This window comes from Micromonospora sp. NPDC023888 (assembly GCF_040639415.1).
Classification (GTDB): domain Bacteria; phylum Actinomycetota; class Actinomycetes; order Mycobacteriales; family Micromonosporaceae; genus Micromonospora.
In genome coordinates this window covers 170043-185752 of the sequence record NZ_JBEZZW010000008.1, presented here as the reverse complement: position 1 = coordinate 185752, position 15710 = coordinate 170043, and the positions used below count along the sequence as shown (strand labels likewise).

General features: G+C 69.5%; 17 protein-coding genes. 3 read left to right on the top strand and 14 right to left on the bottom strand.

Annotation, left to right across the window (positions count from 1 at the left end; translation table 11 throughout):
* The first annotated feature begins 11 nt into the window (after positions 1 to 11).
* Positions 12 to 560, top strand: coding sequence for an RNA polymerase sigma factor (locus AB0F61_RS10105; RefSeq protein WP_357806436.1), 549 nt, complete (start codon positions 12 to 14; stop codon positions 558 to 560).
* A gap of 78 nt (positions 561 to 638) precedes the next feature.
* Here the strand turns inward: AB0F61_RS10105 and murA are convergent, their stop codons facing one another.
* A complete protein-coding gene (murA, locus tag AB0F61_RS10100; RefSeq protein ID WP_357806433.1) occupies positions 639 to 2081 on the bottom strand; it encodes a UDP-N-acetylglucosamine 1-carboxyvinyltransferase in 1443 nt (480 codons plus the stop codon).
* Here murA and AB0F61_RS10095 point away from each other — a divergent pair.
* Entirely contained in the window at positions 2080 to 2652 is a 573-nt protein-coding gene (locus AB0F61_RS10095; protein ID WP_357806430.1) for a cob(I)yrinic acid a,c-diamide adenosyltransferase, read from the top strand. The two genes, murA and AB0F61_RS10095, sit on opposite strands and share 2 nt — an antisense overlap.
* Positions 2653 to 3215: 563 nt before the next feature.
* Here AB0F61_RS10095 and AB0F61_RS10090 read toward each other — a convergent pair.
* From AB0F61_RS10090 to glyA, 13 genes are all read right to left on the bottom strand, one after another.
* Positions 3216 to 3671, bottom strand: a complete 456-nt coding sequence (locus AB0F61_RS10090; protein ID WP_357246350.1) for a DUF2550 domain-containing protein — start codon at positions 3669 to 3671, stop codon at positions 3216 to 3218.
* A 12-nt stretch (positions 3672 to 3683) separates the two neighbouring features.
* On the bottom strand, positions 3684 to 3965 hold the full coding sequence (locus AB0F61_RS10085; protein WP_357246353.1) for a F0F1 ATP synthase subunit epsilon: 282 nt from the start codon (positions 3963 to 3965) through the stop codon (positions 3684 to 3686).
* Between the two features lie 88 nt (positions 3966 to 4053).
* A complete protein-coding gene (locus AB0F61_RS10080) occupies positions 4054 to 5199 on the bottom strand; it encodes an LCP family protein (RefSeq protein WP_357806567.1) in 1146 nt (381 codons plus the stop codon).
* Positions 5200 to 5421: 222 nt separating this feature from the next.
* A complete protein-coding gene (atpD, locus tag AB0F61_RS10075; protein WP_357806426.1) occupies positions 5422 to 6858 on the bottom strand; it encodes a F0F1 ATP synthase subunit beta in 1437 nt (478 codons plus the stop codon).
* Positions 6858 to 7787 carry a F0F1 ATP synthase subunit gamma gene (locus AB0F61_RS10070; protein ID WP_357806424.1) on the bottom strand — a complete coding sequence of 310 codons (930 nt, stop codon included), beginning with the start codon at positions 7785 to 7787 and terminating at the stop codon, positions 6858 to 6860. The genes atpD and AB0F61_RS10070 overlap by 1 nt, the downstream gene beginning before the upstream one ends.
* 4 nt (positions 7788 to 7791) lie before the next feature.
* Entirely contained in the window at positions 7792 to 9444 is a 1653-nt protein-coding gene (gene atpA / locus AB0F61_RS10065; RefSeq protein ID WP_357806420.1) for a F0F1 ATP synthase subunit alpha, read from the bottom strand.
* Between the two features lie 140 nt (positions 9445 to 9584).
* Positions 9585 to 10406 carry a F0F1 ATP synthase subunit delta gene (locus AB0F61_RS10060; RefSeq protein WP_357806418.1) on the bottom strand — a complete coding sequence of 274 codons (822 nt, stop codon included), beginning with the start codon at positions 10404 to 10406 and terminating at the stop codon, positions 9585 to 9587.
* Entirely contained in the window at positions 10406 to 10945 is a 540-nt protein-coding gene (locus tag AB0F61_RS10055; RefSeq protein ID WP_357806564.1) for a F0F1 ATP synthase subunit B, read from the bottom strand. The genes AB0F61_RS10060 and AB0F61_RS10055 overlap by 1 nt, the downstream gene beginning before the upstream one ends.
* Before the next feature lie 32 nt (positions 10946 to 10977).
* A complete protein-coding gene (locus AB0F61_RS10050) occupies positions 10978 to 11205 on the bottom strand; it encodes an ATP synthase F0 subunit C (RefSeq protein ID WP_074314047.1) in 228 nt (75 codons plus the stop codon).
* 63 nt (positions 11206 to 11268) lie between these two features.
* The gene (atpB, locus tag AB0F61_RS10045; protein WP_357806415.1) at positions 11269 to 12066 is read right to left on the bottom strand and encodes a F0F1 ATP synthase subunit A; all 798 of its coding nucleotides are present in this window, start codon (positions 12064 to 12066) and stop codon (positions 11269 to 11271) included.
* An 11-nt stretch (positions 12067 to 12077) separates the two neighbouring features.
* A complete protein-coding gene (locus AB0F61_RS10040) occupies positions 12078 to 12314 on the bottom strand; it encodes an AtpZ/AtpI family protein (RefSeq protein ID WP_124773539.1) in 237 nt (78 codons plus the stop codon).
* Positions 12315 to 12503: 189 nt separating this feature from the next.
* A complete protein-coding gene (locus tag AB0F61_RS10035) occupies positions 12504 to 12929 on the bottom strand; it encodes a hypothetical protein (RefSeq protein ID WP_357806411.1) in 426 nt (141 codons plus the stop codon).
* Positions 12922 to 14211, bottom strand: a complete 1290-nt coding sequence (gene glyA / locus AB0F61_RS10030) for a serine hydroxymethyltransferase (protein ID WP_357806407.1) — start codon at positions 14209 to 14211, stop codon at positions 12922 to 12924. The genes AB0F61_RS10035 and glyA overlap by 8 nt, the downstream gene beginning before the upstream one ends.
* 35 nt (positions 14212 to 14246) lie before the next feature.
* Between glyA and AB0F61_RS10025 the strand changes: the two genes are divergently transcribed.
* Complete coding sequence (locus AB0F61_RS10025; RefSeq protein ID WP_357806404.1) at positions 14247 to 15707, top strand: SDR family oxidoreductase; 1461 nt, start codon at positions 14247 to 14249, stop codon at positions 15705 to 15707.
* Positions 15708 to 15710 lie beyond the last annotated feature (3 nt).

Here is a 15710-nt window from a genome sequence, read left to right as displayed (position 1 = left end):
GGGGCCTGAGCATGTCAGAGGATCTTGAGATCGAGGAGCTCGCCGGCCGCGCCGCCAAGGGCGACGCTGCCGCTCTCGACGCGCTGCTGATCAGGATCGGCCCGCAGGTCCTGCGGCAGTGTCTGCGCCTCCTCCCGTGCCGGCAGGACGCCGAAGAGGCGTGCCAGGACGCCCTCCTCCAGGTCGCTCGCAAGATAGACGGCTTCGCGGGGCGGTCCAAGTTCTCCACCTGGCTGTACGTCGTCACGGCCAACTGCGCCCGGCAGACGTACCGAAGCCTCAAGCGCCGAGCCGACGAGCAGTCCATGCCACTGCTTCCGCTCGATGCCGCCGACCCGCGCACGACGAGCGTGATCGCGGGCTCCCGGCTCGACCTGCTGGACGCGCTGGAACGGCTGGAGGCTCACCGACCCGAACTGGTCGCCCCTCTGGTCATGCGTGACCTGTGCCAGTTGACCTACGACGAGATCGCCGACCACCTCGCCATTCCGATCGGCACCCTGAAGTCACGCATCCACGACGCGCGACGGCACGTACGTGCCTCGTTGCAGGCCGCCTGACATCGCGAGAGCCGCCGTCCGGGGTGGACGTCGCGCGCGTGGACGCCCACCGGTGCGGCCCCACGCACGGAGCCGGTCTCAGATCTCCAGCGACGGTTCCTCCGGGGTGGTGCCCCGCTCGACCGCCACCCCGAGCGCCCGCAGGTCGGCCACGAAGTCCGGATAGCCCCGGTCGACGTGGTGCACGTGGGAAACCTCGGTGACCCCCTGCGCGCACAGCCCAGCGATGATCAGCCCCGCGCCGGCACGGATGTCGGTCGCCTGCACCGGTGCGCCGGAGAGCCGACCCCGGCCCCGGACCACCGCGTGGTGCCCGTCGGTCTTGATGTCCGCGCCGAGCCGCATCATCTCGTTGGCGAACATGAACCGGCCGTCGAAGATGTTCTCGGTGATCAGAGAGGCACCGTCACTGACCGCGGCCAGCCCGATCGCCATCGGCAGCAGGTCGGTGGCGAAGCCGGGGTACGGCAACGTCACCACGTCCACCGCCCGGGGCCGGTCGTCCATCCGTACCCGAAAACCGTCTCCCCGGGTCTCCACCAGGCCGCCGGCCGCCACCACCTTGTCCAGCGCGACCTCCAGGTACGCCGGGTCCAGCCCGGTCACCGTCACGTCCCCCCGGGTCATCGCCGCCCCGAACGCCCAGGTGCCGGCGACGATCCGGTCCCCCACCGTGGCGTGCCGCACCGCGTGCAGACCCGGCACGCCGGTGATCCGCAACATGGACGTGCCCGCACCGGAGATCCGCGCCCCCATCTCGTTGAGCATCGTGCAGATGTCGACGATCTCCGGCTCCCGGGCGGCGTTGTCGATCATCGTGACACCCTGGGCCAGCACCGCCGCCATCACCAGGTTCTCGGTCGCGCCCACGCTGGGGAAGTCCAACACGATGTCCGCGCCGCGCAGCCCGTGCGGGGCGGAGGCGATGACGAAGCCGTGCTCACCGGAGATCTCCGCGCCCATCCGGGTCAGCCCGGAGATGTGCATGTCCAGCCCTCGCGACCCGATGGCGTCGCCGCCAGGATGGGCCACCCGCACGTACCCCCGGCGGGCAAGCAGCGGGCCGAGCACACAGATCGACGCGCGCAACCGTCGGACCAGGTCGTAATCGGCGTCCGTGCCCGGCTGCTCCGGCACGTCGATGGTCACCGAACGGGACCGGGCCACCCCGCCGCGGGCCACCATCGGGTCGACCGGATCGTCCGCGTCGAACCGGACGCCGCAGCCCAGCCGGCGCAGCACCTCGCCCATGATCGCGATGTCGGTGATCCGAGGGACGTTCGTGATCACGCTGCGGCCCGGGGCGAGCAGCGCGGCGGCCATCAGCTTCAACGCCGAGTTCTTGGCCCCCACCACGTGCACGGTGCCGGCGAGCCGAGCGTCACCGCGCACCCGGATCACGTCGACGTCGCTGACCGCCGGGTCGCCCGCGTCGCCGGGGCCCACCACCACCGGCCAACTGGCCGCGCTGTCCGGCCGCGCCGGGATCGTCAGGTCGGGAATCCGTAGGCTGTGCGTCATGGCCGTCCACCTCACGCGCATCTACACCAAGGCCGGCGACGCCGGCATGACCAGGCTGAGCAACAACGAGCAGGTGCCGAAGACCGATCCACGGATCGCCGCGTACGCGGACGTCGACGAGTGCAACGCCGCGATCGGCGTCGCGCTCGCCCTGGGTGGGCTCGACGAGAAACTGCGGGGCGTGCTGGAGTCGGTGCAGAACGATCTGTTCGACGTCGGCGCAGACCTGTCCACCCCGGTCGAGGCGGAGCCGAAGTACCCGCCGCTGCGGGTGACCGAGGAGTACGTCGAGCGCCTCGAGGGTTGGTGCGACGAGTACAACGCACGCCTGAGCAAGCTCGACTCCTTCATCCTCCCCGGTGGCACCCCCGGAGCGGCGCTGCTCCACGTGGCGCGGACCACCGCCCGGCGTGCCGAACGCGCGGCGTGGGCGCTGGTAAGCCACGATCCGGAACGGACCAGCACCCTCCCGGCAAAGTATCTCAACCGGCTCTCCGATCTGCTCTTTATCCTGTCAAGAACGGCAAATCCGGCGGGAGATGTGCTATGGGTGCCAGGCGGCAAGCGCTGACCGTCGGCGCATCGCACCACGTCCAGGTAGGGATTCCCACTCTGGCCGCCCCCACGCGTACCTGAGGCGCGCGAGGGCCCGCCGCGGCGCGGGGGGCGAGGGCCCGCGACGGCGCAGCGCGCGAGGGCCCGCCGCGGCACGGCGGACGCCAGGCCGCACAACGGACGCCAGGCCGCACGACGGACGCCAGGCCGCACGACGGACGCCAGGCCGCGGCGGCGCGGGCGCGCAGCGAGCGCGGGGCGGCGTGATCCACTCGGGTTCCTTGAGACCGGGGTATCAGACCGGCAGGACACCCCGACATCAAGGAACCCGAGTCGATCAAGGCCGCCAGACGACCCGGGAAGGCAAGACTCAGCCTCACCGGCAACGGCAGGTGACGAAAAACCGCACCGAAGTGACGCACAGTGCCCACGACGGGTTTCCGGGGGAGCCCGCCCGGCGCAGGGATCAAGCCTGACCGCCCGGAGCCGGGCGGGCTCCCCCGGAAACCCCAAGCGCAACCACGAAAGAGCCGGGCGGGCTCCCCCGGAAACCCCAAGCGCAACCACAGAAGACCGGCGTCAGGCAGCCGGCCAGTCCTGGGAGGCCATACGCGGCGAGACCGCCCCCGGAGGGGCGGCCTCGAGCCAGGAGAGGAAACCGGTGACTGTCGACCGCGCCATGGCGATCTCCACCGGTGCGTGGTGACTGGTACAGCGGAGGATCACCCAGTCGGCCGGCATGGAGAGCCGTTCCTGACCCTCCGGCAACCGACGGCGTTCGACCGCCAGCCCTTTGCGGGAGAGCACCCGCTTGGGACGGATCGCGAAGCTGAACATCCGGTACCACCGCAGCTCGTCACCGGCGAACCGGCCGAAGCCGGGCGACCAGCCACGGCCGTCGAGCATGGTGGTGACGCGGACGCTGAGCCGGATGATGCCACCGCTGCGGGTGACCAGGGCTCGCCGGACGAAGAGGGTCAGAAGCGCGCCGAGGATGACGACAACGCCGATCCCGATTCCTTCGACGATGTCCATCCCCGGTGTGACTCAGCGGCTCTGCGCGGAGACCGGGGTAGCGCTCTCGGCCAGCACGATGACGCCGTCGGCGCTCACCGAGAGGAAGCCGCCGGCCACCTCGTAGGAGACCTGCTCACCGCCGGCGAGCTTGATGCGGACCTGACCGGGCTCGGCGAGCTGGCCGAGCAGCGGCGCGTGCCCCGGCAGGACACCGAGCTCGCCTTCGGTCGTCCGGGCGACGACCATTTCGGCGTCACCGGACCAGACCTTCTCCTCGACGGCGACGAGCTCGACGTGAAGCTGCTTTGCCACGCTGTCTCCTTGCTGCGGCGACGGATTGCCGAAAGTCTAGCCTGACGCGCACGCGCTCCCAACGCGGGTGGGAGAACCCGCGCCACGACTACTTGGTCTTGTTCACGAAGTCCGGATGCTCAAGCAGGAAGGCGTCGAGCTGCTCGTTGTGCAGTGCGGTGAAGAAGTCCGGGACATCCGCCTGGAACTGCTCACCGAGGTAGGCACCCCTGCTGTTCTTGAGCTCACCACCGGCGAGCTTGATCATCTGAATGGTGTTGGGGCGGATGTCCTTCAGGGCGAGCCCGAAGTCGACAACGCTGCTGCCCCGACCGTTGAAGATGAGCGACTGGCCGGCGGCGCGGAGCACCTTGTCCAGCTTGATCGGGTTGGCCACCACGTCGGCGCTGAACGCCTGGCCCACCATGGCCTTGACGAACTGCTGCTGGTGGCGCTGCCGACCGTAGTCGGAGTCCGGAACACCGTTCTTCGGGTAGCGCTGCCGGACGTAGTCAAGCGCCTGCCACCCGCTGAGGTGCTGGTTGCCCTTCTTGTAGAGCGCCTGCGGGCCGACGTAACCCTCGCCGTACGTCTTGCCCGGCCGCGGCTTACCGTCCGGCTGCTTGTGCTCGGACTTGACGTCGCGCTCGATGTACATGTCGACGCCGCCCATCGCGTCGACGATCTTCTGGAAGCCGGTGAAGTTGATGATGGCGCCGGCATCGAACCGCTTGATGCCCGTCACGTTCTGCACCGTGGTGGCCAGCAGCTCGAAGCCCCGCGCCGCGTCGGGGTTGGCCCCCGGCACCTTGCTGCCGAACGACATGGCAGCGTTGATCTTCGTGGTCTCGCCGGGGAAGTCGGCCTTCTTGAACGGCGGGATGGGCACGTAGAGGTCGCGCGGCAGGGAGAAGAGGTAGGCCCGGTCCATGGACGACGGCACGTGCAGCACCATGATCGAGTCGGCCAGCGGCGCGGCGGTCGGTGTACGCGGGTCGATGCCGACGAGCAGGATGTTGAGTGGGCCCTTGATGTCGCTCTTCTTCGGCTGGGCGCCCGCCGCCTGGTCCCCGAACAGGTCCGCCTTGCCGACCGCACCCTCGTAGCGGGCCATCAGGGCCTCCGTGCCGACGAGCACCGCTCCGCTGAGCACGACCAGCACGGTGCCGAACACCGTGCAGATCCTGGCCCAGCGCGGCACGCCGCGCCAGACGGATGACTTGCGGCCACGCTTGCCGGCCTTACCCACGAGCAGCTCCGTTCGTTACGCCCACGCAAGGAAGACGGGCGCACGTCGTCGAAAGGTTGCAGAGATCAACGCTCGTTCGGGTGAGCGTGCGGATAGAACCTATCTCGGGTTGTTCGAAACGGACGACCCCGAGTAACGGACCGCGACGATGGTAGGACGCGAAGATGAACAAAAGACTGCCCCGGCATTGCCGGGGCAGTCTTTTTGTTACCTGTCGAATCGGGCCGGTCAGGCCTTCATCAGCTCCTCAGCCTTGCGCTCCAGGTCCTCAAGACCGCCGCACATGAAGAACGCCTGCTCGGGGAAGTGATCGTACTCACCCTCGCTGATTTTGCGGAACGCCTCGATGGTCTCCTTGATCGGGACCGTCGAGCCCGGCACGCCGGTGAACTGCTCCGCCGCGTAGGTGTTCTGCGAGAGGAAGCGCTCGATCCGCCGGGCCCGCGCCACGGTGATCTTGTCTTCCTCGGAGAGCTCCTCGATGCCGAGGATGGCGATGATGTCCTGCAGGTCGCGGTAGCGCTGCAGGATCCGCTTCACCTCGGTGGCGACCTGGAAGTGCTCCTGGCCGACGAACTCCGGGGCGAGGATCCGGGACGAGGACGCCAGCGGGTCCACGGCCGGGTAGATGCCCTTGTCGGAGATCGACCGCTCCAGGTTGGTGGTCGCGTCCAGGTGGGCGAACGTGGTGGCCGGGGCGGGGTCGGTGTAGTCGTCCGCCGGCACGTAGATCGCCTGCATGGAGGTGATGGCCTGGCCCCGGACGGAGGTGATCCGCTCCTGGAGCTCGCCCATCTCGTCGGCCAGGGTCGGCTGGTAACCCACGGCGCTCGGCATGCGGCCGAGCAGCGTGGACACCTCGGACCCGGCCTGGGTGAAGCGGAAGATGTTGTCGATGAAGAGCAGCACCTCCTGCTTCTTCACGTCCCGGAAGTACTCCGCCATGGTCAGCGCGGAGAGCGCCACCCGCAGCCGGGTGCCCGGCGGCTCGTCCATCTGGCCGTAGACAAGCGCGGTCTTGTCGATGACGCCGGACTCGGTCATCTCGGCGATGAGGTCGTTGCCCTCACGGGTGCGCTCACCCACGCCGGCGAACACCGAGGTACCACCGAAGTTGCGGGCAACCCGGGTGATCATCTCCTGGATGAGCACCGTCTTGCCCACGCCCGCGCCGCCGAACAGGCCGATCTTGCCGCCCTTGACGTACGGGGCGAGCAGGTCGATCACCTTGATGCCGGTCTCCAGCATCTCGGTCTTCGGCTCCAGGTCCGCGAAGGCCGGGGCCTTGCGGTGGATGCCCCACCGGTCGTCCGCCTCGAACGTCTCGCCCTCTTTGAGGTTGAGCACCTCGCCGATCGCGTTGAACACGTGGCCCTTGACCGCGTCGCCCACCGGCACACTGATCGGCTCGCCGAGGTCACGCACCTCCGCGCCGCGGACCAGGCCGTCGGTCGGCTGCATCGAGATGGCACGGACCAGGTTGTCACCCAGGTGCTGGGCGACCTCCAGGGTCAGCGTCTTCTCACCGCCGGACAGGTTCACCTTGACGTTGAGGGCGTTGAACAGGGCCGGCATGGCGTCGCGCGGGAACTCGGCGTCGACGACCGGGCCGATGACCCGGACCACGCGACCCGTGGCCGTCTTGGTCTCTACTGGTGCAGTCATCACACTTCACTTCCCGACGCGGCCAGCGCGTTGGCGCCGCCGACGATCTCGCTGATCTCCTGGGTGATCCCGGCCTGGCGAGCCGAGTTCATCTCGCGCGTGTACTTCTCGATCATGTCTTCGGCGTTGTCGGTGGCGCTCTTCATCGCCCGCCGCCGTGCCGCCGACTCACTCGCCGCCGACTCGATCAACGCCGCGTAGATCCGCGTGTTGATGTACCTCGGCAGGAGCGCGTCGAGCAGCGCCTCCGCCTCCGGCTCGAACTCGTACGCCGGCAGCAGCCCCTCGGAGCGCGGCCGGTCCTCCACCTGCATCGGACCGATGACCTTGGTGACCGGGTTCTGCGTCATCAGCGAGTGGAACTCGGTGTAGACGATGTGCAACTCGTCGACGCCGAGCACCCCGTCCGCTCCGGCACCGCCGTCTGCGTCGTCCGCACCGGCGGTGAACGCCTTGATCAGGGTCTCACCAACGGTACGGGCGTCCTCGAACGACGGCTGCTCGCTGAAGCCGGTCCAGTTCGCCTCGATCGGCCGGTCGCGGAACCGGTAGAACCCGACGCCCTTACGTCCGATGACGTAGAGCACCGGCTCCTTGCCGTCCGCCTTGAGCCGCGCGATCAGCGACTCCGCCATCCTGATCGCGTTGGAGCTGTAGCCGCCGGCCAGGCCACGGTCGCTGGTGACCAACAGGACGCCCGCCCGCCGCACCCGCTCGCGCGGGGTGAGCAGCGGGTGGTCGATCCGCGCGTTGGACGCCAGCGCCGTGAGCACACCGGTGATGGCCTGGGCGTACGGCAGGGACGCCTGCACCCGGGCCTGAGCCTTGGCGATCCGGCTCGTCGCCACGAGCTCCATCGCCTTGGTGATCTTCTTCATCGACTTCGCCGAGCGGATCCGTTGACGAAGAACGCGTACCTGGGCCGCCACGGGATCAGCTCTCGGCCGGGCGGTCGGTCGCGCTGTCGCGGAAGCGGGTCACCGTCTCGCGGTTCTCGTCGCCCTCAAGCGGTGCGGCCGGCGCGTCGTTGACCTTGCGCTCGTCGTCCTTGTTGAGGAAGACCTGCTTGAACTCGGTGATCGCCGCGTCCAGCGAACCGACGATGTCGTCGCCCCACTGGTTGTCGGCGATACCGGCAAGCACACCCTCGTGCTTGTGCCGCAGGTACTGGAGGAACTCCGCCTCGAAGCGACGAACCTCGCCCACCGGGATGTCGTCCAGCTTGCCCTCGACACCGGCCCAGACCGAGACGACCTCCTGCTCGACCGGGAACGGCGAGTAGTTCGGCTGCTTGAGCAGCTCGACGAGGCGGACACCGCGGTCGAGCTGGGCCCGGGAGGCCCGGTCCAGGTCGGAGGCGAAGGCGGCGAACGCCTCCAGCTCGCGGTACTGGGCCAGGTTGAGCCGCAGCGAACCGGCGACCTTGCGCATCGGCTTCACCTGGGCGGCGCCGCCGACCCGGGAGACCGAGGTGCCGACGTTGATCGCCGGACGAACGCCCTGGTTGAACAGGTCGGTCTCCAGGAAGATCTGGCCGTCGGTGATCGAGATGACGTTGGTCGGGATGAAGGCCGAGATGTCGTTGGCCTTCGTCTCGATGATCGGCAGACCGGTCATCGAACCGCCACCCAGCTCGTCGGAGAGCTTCGCGCAGCGCTCCAACAGGCGGGAGTGCAGGTAGAAGACGTCACCCGGGTACGCCTCACGGCCCGGCGGGCGACGCAGCAGCAGCGACACGGCCCGGTACGCCTCGGCCTGCTTGCTCAGGTCGTCGAAGACGATCAGGACGTGCTTGCCGCCGTACATCCAGTGCTGCCCGATGGACGAGCCGGTGTACGGGGCCAGGTACTTGAAGCCGGCCGGGTCGGACGCCGGGGAGGCCACGATGGTCGTGTACTCCATCGCGCCGGCCTCTTCGAGCTGGCCCTTGATCGAGGCGATCGTGGAGGCCTTCTGGCCGATGGCGACGTAGATGCAGCGGACCTGCTTCTTCGGGTCGCCGGTGCGCCAGTTGTCCCGCTGGTTGAGGATCGCGTCCAGGGCGACAGTGGTCTTACCGGTCTTGCGGTCACCGATGATCAGCTGCCGCTGACCCCGACCGATCGGGGTCATCGCGTCGATGGCCTTGATGCCGGTCTGCAGCGGCTCGAACACCGACTGGCGGGACATCACGTTCGGAGCCTGCAGCTCCAGCTCGCGGTAGCCCTCGTTGGCGATGTCACCGAGCCCGTCGATCGGCTGGCCGAGCGCGTCGACCACGCGGCCGAGGAAGGCGTCGCCGACCGGAACGGAGAGAACCCGCTCGGTGCGCTTGACGCGCTGCCCCTCCTCCAGCTTGGCGGAGTCACCGAGAACGACGACACCGATCTCCCGGACGTCGAGGTTCAACGCCACGCCGAGCGTGCCGTCCTCGAACTCCAGGAGCTCGTTGGTCATGGTCGAGGGCAGGCCCTCGACGTGGGCGATACCGTCACCGGTGTCGGCGACGGTGCCGACCTCCTCGCGGGAGACGTCGGACGAGTAGGAAGAGACGTAGCGCTCCAGGGCGCCGCGGATCTCCTCCGTCGAGATGGTCAGCTCGGCCATCCTCTGCTTCCTTAAAATTCAGGGGCCCGGGATACCTAGTACCGACCGGTCCGAATGGCGTCTGTCATTCCGGGCGCTGAGCGGCTGAGCCGCCCGACGCTGAGCGGCTGAGCCGCTCAGCCGCTGGGCGGCGAAGCCGTTCAGCGCTTCGCGAGCGCGTTGCGGGTCTCGTTGAGGCGGCGCAGGATGGTGCCGTCGTACAGGTCGGAACCGACCCGCACGCTCACGCCACCCAGGACGTGGGGGTCGACCGTCTGCTTGACGGAGACCTCTCGACCGTATATCCCAGCGAGGCTCGCACCCAGTCGGCGCTCCTCCTCGTCACTCAACGGGGCCGCCACGGTGACGTACGCCACCTGACGGTCCCGCCGTTCGGCGGCGAGTTCGACCAGCCGGGTGAGCGATCCGCTGAAGGAGCGCCCACCGAAGCCGGACAGGGCCACCTCGACGAGGCGGACGGTGGCCAGGTGGGCCTTGCCGGAGAGCAGGTCGCCGACCAGGACCCCCCGCTGGTCCACCGGGACCGCGGGGTTGGACAGCACCGCCGAAAGTTCGGGCTGGCCGGCGACGACCTGCCCGAAGCGGAACAGCTCGTCCTCGACCTCGCCGAGATCGCCGGAGGCCTCGGTGCTGGCCAGTGCCGCCTCCACGCCGAGCCGCTCGACGCCGTCGAGCAACTCCGACGGCGTCGACCAACGGCCGGAGACCAGCGTGGCGAGCAGGTCGAGCGCACCGTCGCCGACCTTGCCGCGCAGCATCCCGCCGAGCAGTTCGGCGCGGTCCGCGCCGGACCGGGCCGGGTCCGACAGCGCCCGGCGCAGCCGCGGCTCGCGCCGCAGCAGCCCAGCAACGGCGAGCAGGTCGTTGGCGGTGTGAGCCGCAGCGACCGCGTCGGTGCCGCGGACGTACGCGTCGAGGCCCTCGGCCGCGACCTTGTACGACTCCCGGCTGGCGGCCTGCATCAGCGGGCCCCCGTGCTCTCGAGACCGCTCAGGAACCGGTCGACGGTGCCCTTGCGTCGTGCCTCGTCGGCCAGCGACTCGCCAACGATCTTGCTGGCCAGGTCCACCGCGATGGTGCCGACCTCGGCACGCAGCTCACGCACGATGGTGGCCCGCTCGGCGGCGAGCGCGTCCTTGCCGGCCTGGATGACCCGGTCGGACTCTTCCCGCGCCTTGGCGAGGATGTCCTGCCGGATCCCCTCGGCGTCGGCCCGCGCGTCGTCACGGATCTTGGCGGCGTCGGTCCGGGCCTCAGCGAGCTGGGCACGGTACTGCTCGAGCAGCTGGTTCGCCTCGGCCTGAGCGGCCTCGGCGCGCTTGATGCCGCCCTCGATCGCGTCGACCCGAGCCTGGAACGTCTGCTCCATCCGCGGGAAGACGAACTTCATCAGCACGAAGCAGAGCACGGCGAAGGCGATCGTGCCGACCACGATCTCCTCCCCGATCGGGATGATCGGGTTGTGGTCTGACTCTCCACCCTCGGCGGCGAGGAGGAACAACATGGGTGACCTCCCGGTCGGAAGGGGCGGAATCAGCCGGCCCAGATGAAGCCGAAGGCGATGCCGAACAGCGCGAGCGCCTCGATGACGGCGAAGCCGATCCAGACGTACGGCAGGGTCATCCGGGACGACTCCGGCTGGCGGGCGGTCGACTGGATGTAGGCGGCGAAGACCAGGCCAACGCCGATACCCGGGCCGATGGCCGCGAGGCCGTAGCCGATGGCGGCGGTGCTGCCCTCTACCGCGGCGACGTAATCCATTAGTGGTTCCTCCTGGTTATCACGCGTGACTCTCACGCGGGACGACAACGGTTGGTGCGTGGATCAGTGCTCTTCGGCGAGCGCGCCCTGGATGTAGCTGGCGCTCAACACCGTGAAGACGTAGGCCTGCAGGACGATGACCAGCGCCTCGAGAAGGGTCAGCGCCACGGTCATCACCCAGGAGACCACCGAGACCGGCGCCAGCCAGGCGTTGGCGTTGAGCATCGCGAAGCCGCCGAGCGTGAAGACCAGCAGGAGCATGTGGCCGGCGAACATGTTCGCGAAGAGACGTACGGCCAGCGAGAACGGCCGGATGATGAAGGTCGAGAACGCCTCGATCGGGATCAGCAGCGGCAGGATGTACCACGGTGCCGGCGGGATCAGGGCGTGCTTGAAGTATTTGCCGAAGCCGTGGTGCCGGATGCCGATGTAGTTGAACAGCACGTAGCTGATCACCGCGAGGATCGCCGGGAAGGCGATGTGCGAGTTCGGCGAGATCTGGAAGAGCGGGATGATCGCGAACGCGTTCGTCACCAGCACGAAGCAGAACAGCGTCGTGAAGTACGGAGCGAACCGCACACCCTGGTGGCCGATCATGTCGACCGAGATGTTGTTACGCACGAAGCCGTAGATCGACTCGGCGAACCACTGCTTCTTGGTCGGCACCAGCTTCGGGTTCCGGTAGGTCGCCAGGAAGAAGATGATCAGCACACCGACCGCGATCCAGATCATCAAGGTGAACTTGGTGATCCAGTACGAGTCGTGTGCACCCCAGGGCAGGATGCTGGGCAGGTAGAAGTCCTCCACACTGGGTGGGAAATTCGCCTGGCCAGCTGCCAGGACGTTCGCCTGTCCGAACACCGCGTCCCTTCCTAAGTAGGCGTGCCGAGTCGGCGGATGACCAGGATGACTCCCCCGGCCATGCCGAGCACGAAGCCGATCCCGGTGGCGACGCCACCGGTGTCGAGCCACTGGTCGACCAGCCAGCCGATGAAACCCCACACGAGCATGCCTCCGATGAGGTAGCTGAGCGCGGTCCAACCCTGACCGGCACCGGACGGATAGTCGTCCGGTTCACCGGCGGGACGGGGGGTTTGGTCATCAGCCATGACGGGGCGAACGATATCAGCCGGGAAGACGAGGCTGTGCCTCACCCCCCGCACAACCATCGTTGTGTGGGCATCTCGTGGGCGCCGTCGTCTGTGGGCACGCTACTCCCCTTCCGCCCGTCGGAAAATGACCGGAGGCCGACATATTGCGGCGCGTCCGCTGGTTGGGACGGCCGGCCGATCGCCAGGTCAGTCCCGTGGCCGGTGGGCGTACACCCTGGTCAGCCACCAGAGGTGCACCGCTGTCCACACTGCCACCCCGGCGACGATGCCGAGGCAAAGCGGAATCAACCCGGGCCAGCCGGTCGAGGCCACCGCCACCAGCACGACACCCAACAGGGTGAACTTCAGCGCGTACAGGCCCAGGCCCAACGGCAGCAGCAGTTGCGGGTTGATCTGGTCGGCCCAGGCCAGCACCACTGTGGTGAGGGTGTAGCTGAACACCGTGACGCCCACGCCGGCCGCCGCGCCGAGCGCGGCGGTCGCGCCGCCGGTCGCCGCACCCACGACCGCGGCGACCACGGCCAGCCCCACCGACGCCGCCAGCAACACCGGCAGGTGCCGCAGCCGCCACCGCCGGTCGCCGTCGGGCGCGACCACCACGGGCTCAGCCACGGGGGTACGCCGGAAACGCCGCGACCAGCTCGGCCACGTCGGCACCGATCCGGGTCAGCTCGTCGGCCCCGCCCGGTGCCCCGGGATCGGTGCGCACCGCGCGGGCGATCAGGGTCGCCACCTGCCGCAGCTCCCCCTCCCGCATGCCCTGGGTGGTGACGCACGGGGTGCCCACCCGCAGACCGGAGGCCACCATCGGGGGCTGCGGGTCGTACGGGATGGCGTTCTTGTTCAGGGTGATCGACGCTGCGTCGCAGCGCCGCTCGGCCTCCGCCCCGGTCACCCCCGCCTCCCGCAGGTCGATCAGGGCGAGGTGGGTGTCGGTGCCGCCGGACACCTGACGCATCCCCTCGTCGGCCAGCCCGGCCGCGAGCGCCTGGGCGTTGCTCACCACCTGCCGGGCGTACGTCTGGAACTCCGGCTGGGCGGCCTCGCGCAGGGCGACCGCCTTGGCCGCGACCGCGTGCATGAGCGGACCGCCCTGGGTGAACGGGAAGACCGCCTTGTCGATCCGCTGGGCCAGCGACTCGCGGCAGAGGATCATGCCGCCGCGCGGGCCGCGCAGCACCTTGTGGGTGGTGGCGCAGACGACGTCCGCGTACGGCACCGGGGACGGGATCGCCCGGCCGGCGACCAGGCCGATGAAGTGCGCGGCGTCCACCATCAGGTACGCCCCGACCTCGTCGGCGATCTCCCGGAACCGGGCGAAGTCGATCAGACGGGGGTACGCGGTGGCACCACAGATGATCAGCTTGGGTCGGTGCGCCCGCGCCAGATCCCGTACCTCGTCGTAGTCGATCAGCTCGGTGTCCGGCCGGACCGGGTAGCCGACCGGGTGGAACCACTTGCCGGAGAAGTTCACCCGACTGCCGTGGGTGAGGTGCCCGCCGTGCGGCAGGTCCATCGCCAGCACCGTGTCCCCCGGCTGCACAAGCGCCGCGTACGCGGCCAGGTTGGCGCTCGCCCCGGAGTGTGGCTGGAGGTTGGCGTGCTCGGCCCCGAACAGCTCCTTGGCCCGGGCGATGCCGATCTCCTCGGCCCGGTCCACCTCGGCGCAGCCGCCGTAGTAACGCCGACCCGGGTAGCCCTCGGCGTACTTGTTGGTGAGCGTCGAGCCGAGCGCGGCCAGCACCGCCGGCGAGGTCAGATTTTCGCTGGCGATGAGCTGCAGGCCACCCCGCAACCGGTCCAGCTCACCGAGGACCACCCCGGCGATCTCCGGGTCGGTCGCCCTGAGCTGCGCGAAATCCGGCCCCCAGAAGGTGCTCGTCTCGGTCTCCACAGCGAACGAGTCTAGGGGGCCGCAGACTGGACCTCGTGAGATGCCTCGTCACCGGAGCAACCGGATACATCGGCGGGCGGCTGACGCCGCTGCTGCTCGCCGAGGGTCACACCGTGCGGTGCCTCGCCCGCAAGGCGGTCCGGCTGCGCGACGTGCCCTGGGCCTCGGCCGCCGAGATCGTCGAGGGGGACCTGAGTCGGCCGGACACGTTGCCGGCCGTCTTCGCCGACGTGGACGTCGCCTACTTCCTGGTGCACTCACTCGGCCGGCCCGACTTCGAGGCCGCCGACCGGGCGGCGGCGACGAACTTCGCGGCGGCGGCCCGCGCGGCAGGCGTACGCCGGATCGTCTACCTGGGCGGTCCGCTGCCGGCCACCGACGCGGTCCCCTCGCCGCACCTGCGCTCCCGGGCCGAGGTGGGCCGGATCCTGCTGGGCAGTGGGGTGCCCACGGCGGTGCTGCGGGCCGCGGTGATCATCGGGTCGGGTTCGGCGTCGTTCGAGATGCTGCGGTACCTGACCGAGCGACTCCCTGCCATGGTCACGCCGCGTTGGGTGCGCAACCGGATCCAGCCGATCGCCGTCCGCGACGTGCTGAGCTACCTGGTCGGCTGCACCGCGCTGCCGCCGGACGTCAACCGTGGCTTCGACATCGGCGGACCGGACGTGCTCACGTTCCGCGAGATGATGCAGCGTTACGCCCGGGTGGCCGGGCTGCGCCGGCGGCTCATCGTGCCGGTCCGGGCGCTCACCCCCTCGCTCTCCTCGCACTGGGTCGGCCTGATCACCCCGGTGCCGAATGCCATCGCCCGCCCGCTGGTGGAGAGCCTGATCCAGGAGGCGGTAGCGGACGAACACGACATTGCCCGCTACGTCCCCGACCCGCCGGGCGGGCTGACCGGCTTCGATGACGCGGTGGCGCTGGCGCTGGCCAAGGTGCGCGACGCCCAGGTGGAGACCCGCTGGTCGAACGCGAGCGGCCCGGACGCACCCGCCGAACCGCTGCCCACCGACCCGGTGTGGTCCGGCGGCACCGCCTACACCGACGTCCGGGAACGGGCGGTGGACGCCTCGCCGCTGGCGCTCTGGCGGGTCGTCGAGGGCGTCGGCGGCGAACACGGCTGGTACTCCTTCCCCCTCGCCTGGTCGATCCGCGGCTGGCTGGACCGGCTGGTCGGCGGGGTCGGGCTGCGCCGAGGCCGACGCGACCCGCATCACCTCCAGGTCGGCGAGGCGCTGGACTTCTGGCGGGTCGAGGAGATCATCCCCGGTGAGTTGCTGCGGCTCCGCGCGGAGATGCGGCTACCCGGCCGGGCCTGGCTGGAGATGCGGGTGGTTCCGGCCGACGACGGCCGCAGCCGCTACCAGCAACGCGCCGTCTTCCTGCCGCGCGGCCTGCCGGGGCACGCCTACTGGAAGTCGGTGGCCCCGTTCCACACTGTGGTCTTCGGCGGCATGGCCCGCAACATCGCCCGCAACGCCGAACAAACCCCCTGACCC

Coding starts and splice junctions, on each gene's coding strand:
- AB0F61_RS10105 (WP_357806436.1), top strand. CDS start 12: ATGTCAGAGGATCTTGAGATCGAGGAGCTCGCCGGCCGCGCCGCCAAG.
- AB0F61_RS10095 (WP_357806430.1), top strand. CDS start 2,080: ATGGCCGTCCACCTCACGCGCATCTACACCAAGGCCGGCGACGCCGGC.
- murA (WP_357806433.1), bottom strand. CDS start 2,081: ATGACGCACAGCCTACGGATTCCCGACCTGACGATCCCGGCGCGGCCG.
- AB0F61_RS10090 (WP_357246350.1), bottom strand. CDS start 3,671: ATGGACATCGTCGAAGGAATCGGGATCGGCGTTGTCGTCATCCTCGGC.
- atpD (WP_357806426.1), bottom strand. CDS start 6,858: ATGACTGCACCAGTAGAGACCAAGACGGCCACGGGTCGCGTGGTCCGG.
- atpA (WP_357806420.1), bottom strand. CDS start 9,444: ATGGCCGAGCTGACCATCTCGACGGAGGAGATCCGCGGCGCCCTGGAG.
- AB0F61_RS10060 (WP_357806418.1), bottom strand. CDS start 10,406: ATGCAGGCCGCCAGCCGGGAGTCGTACAAGGTCGCGGCCGAGGGCCTC.
- AB0F61_RS10050 (WP_074314047.1), bottom strand. CDS start 11,205: ATGGATTACGTCGCCGCGGTAGAGGGCAGCACCGCCGCCATCGGCTAC.
- AB0F61_RS10040 (WP_124773539.1), bottom strand. CDS start 12,314: ATGGCTGATGACCAAACCCCCCGTCCCGCCGGTGAACCGGACGACTAT.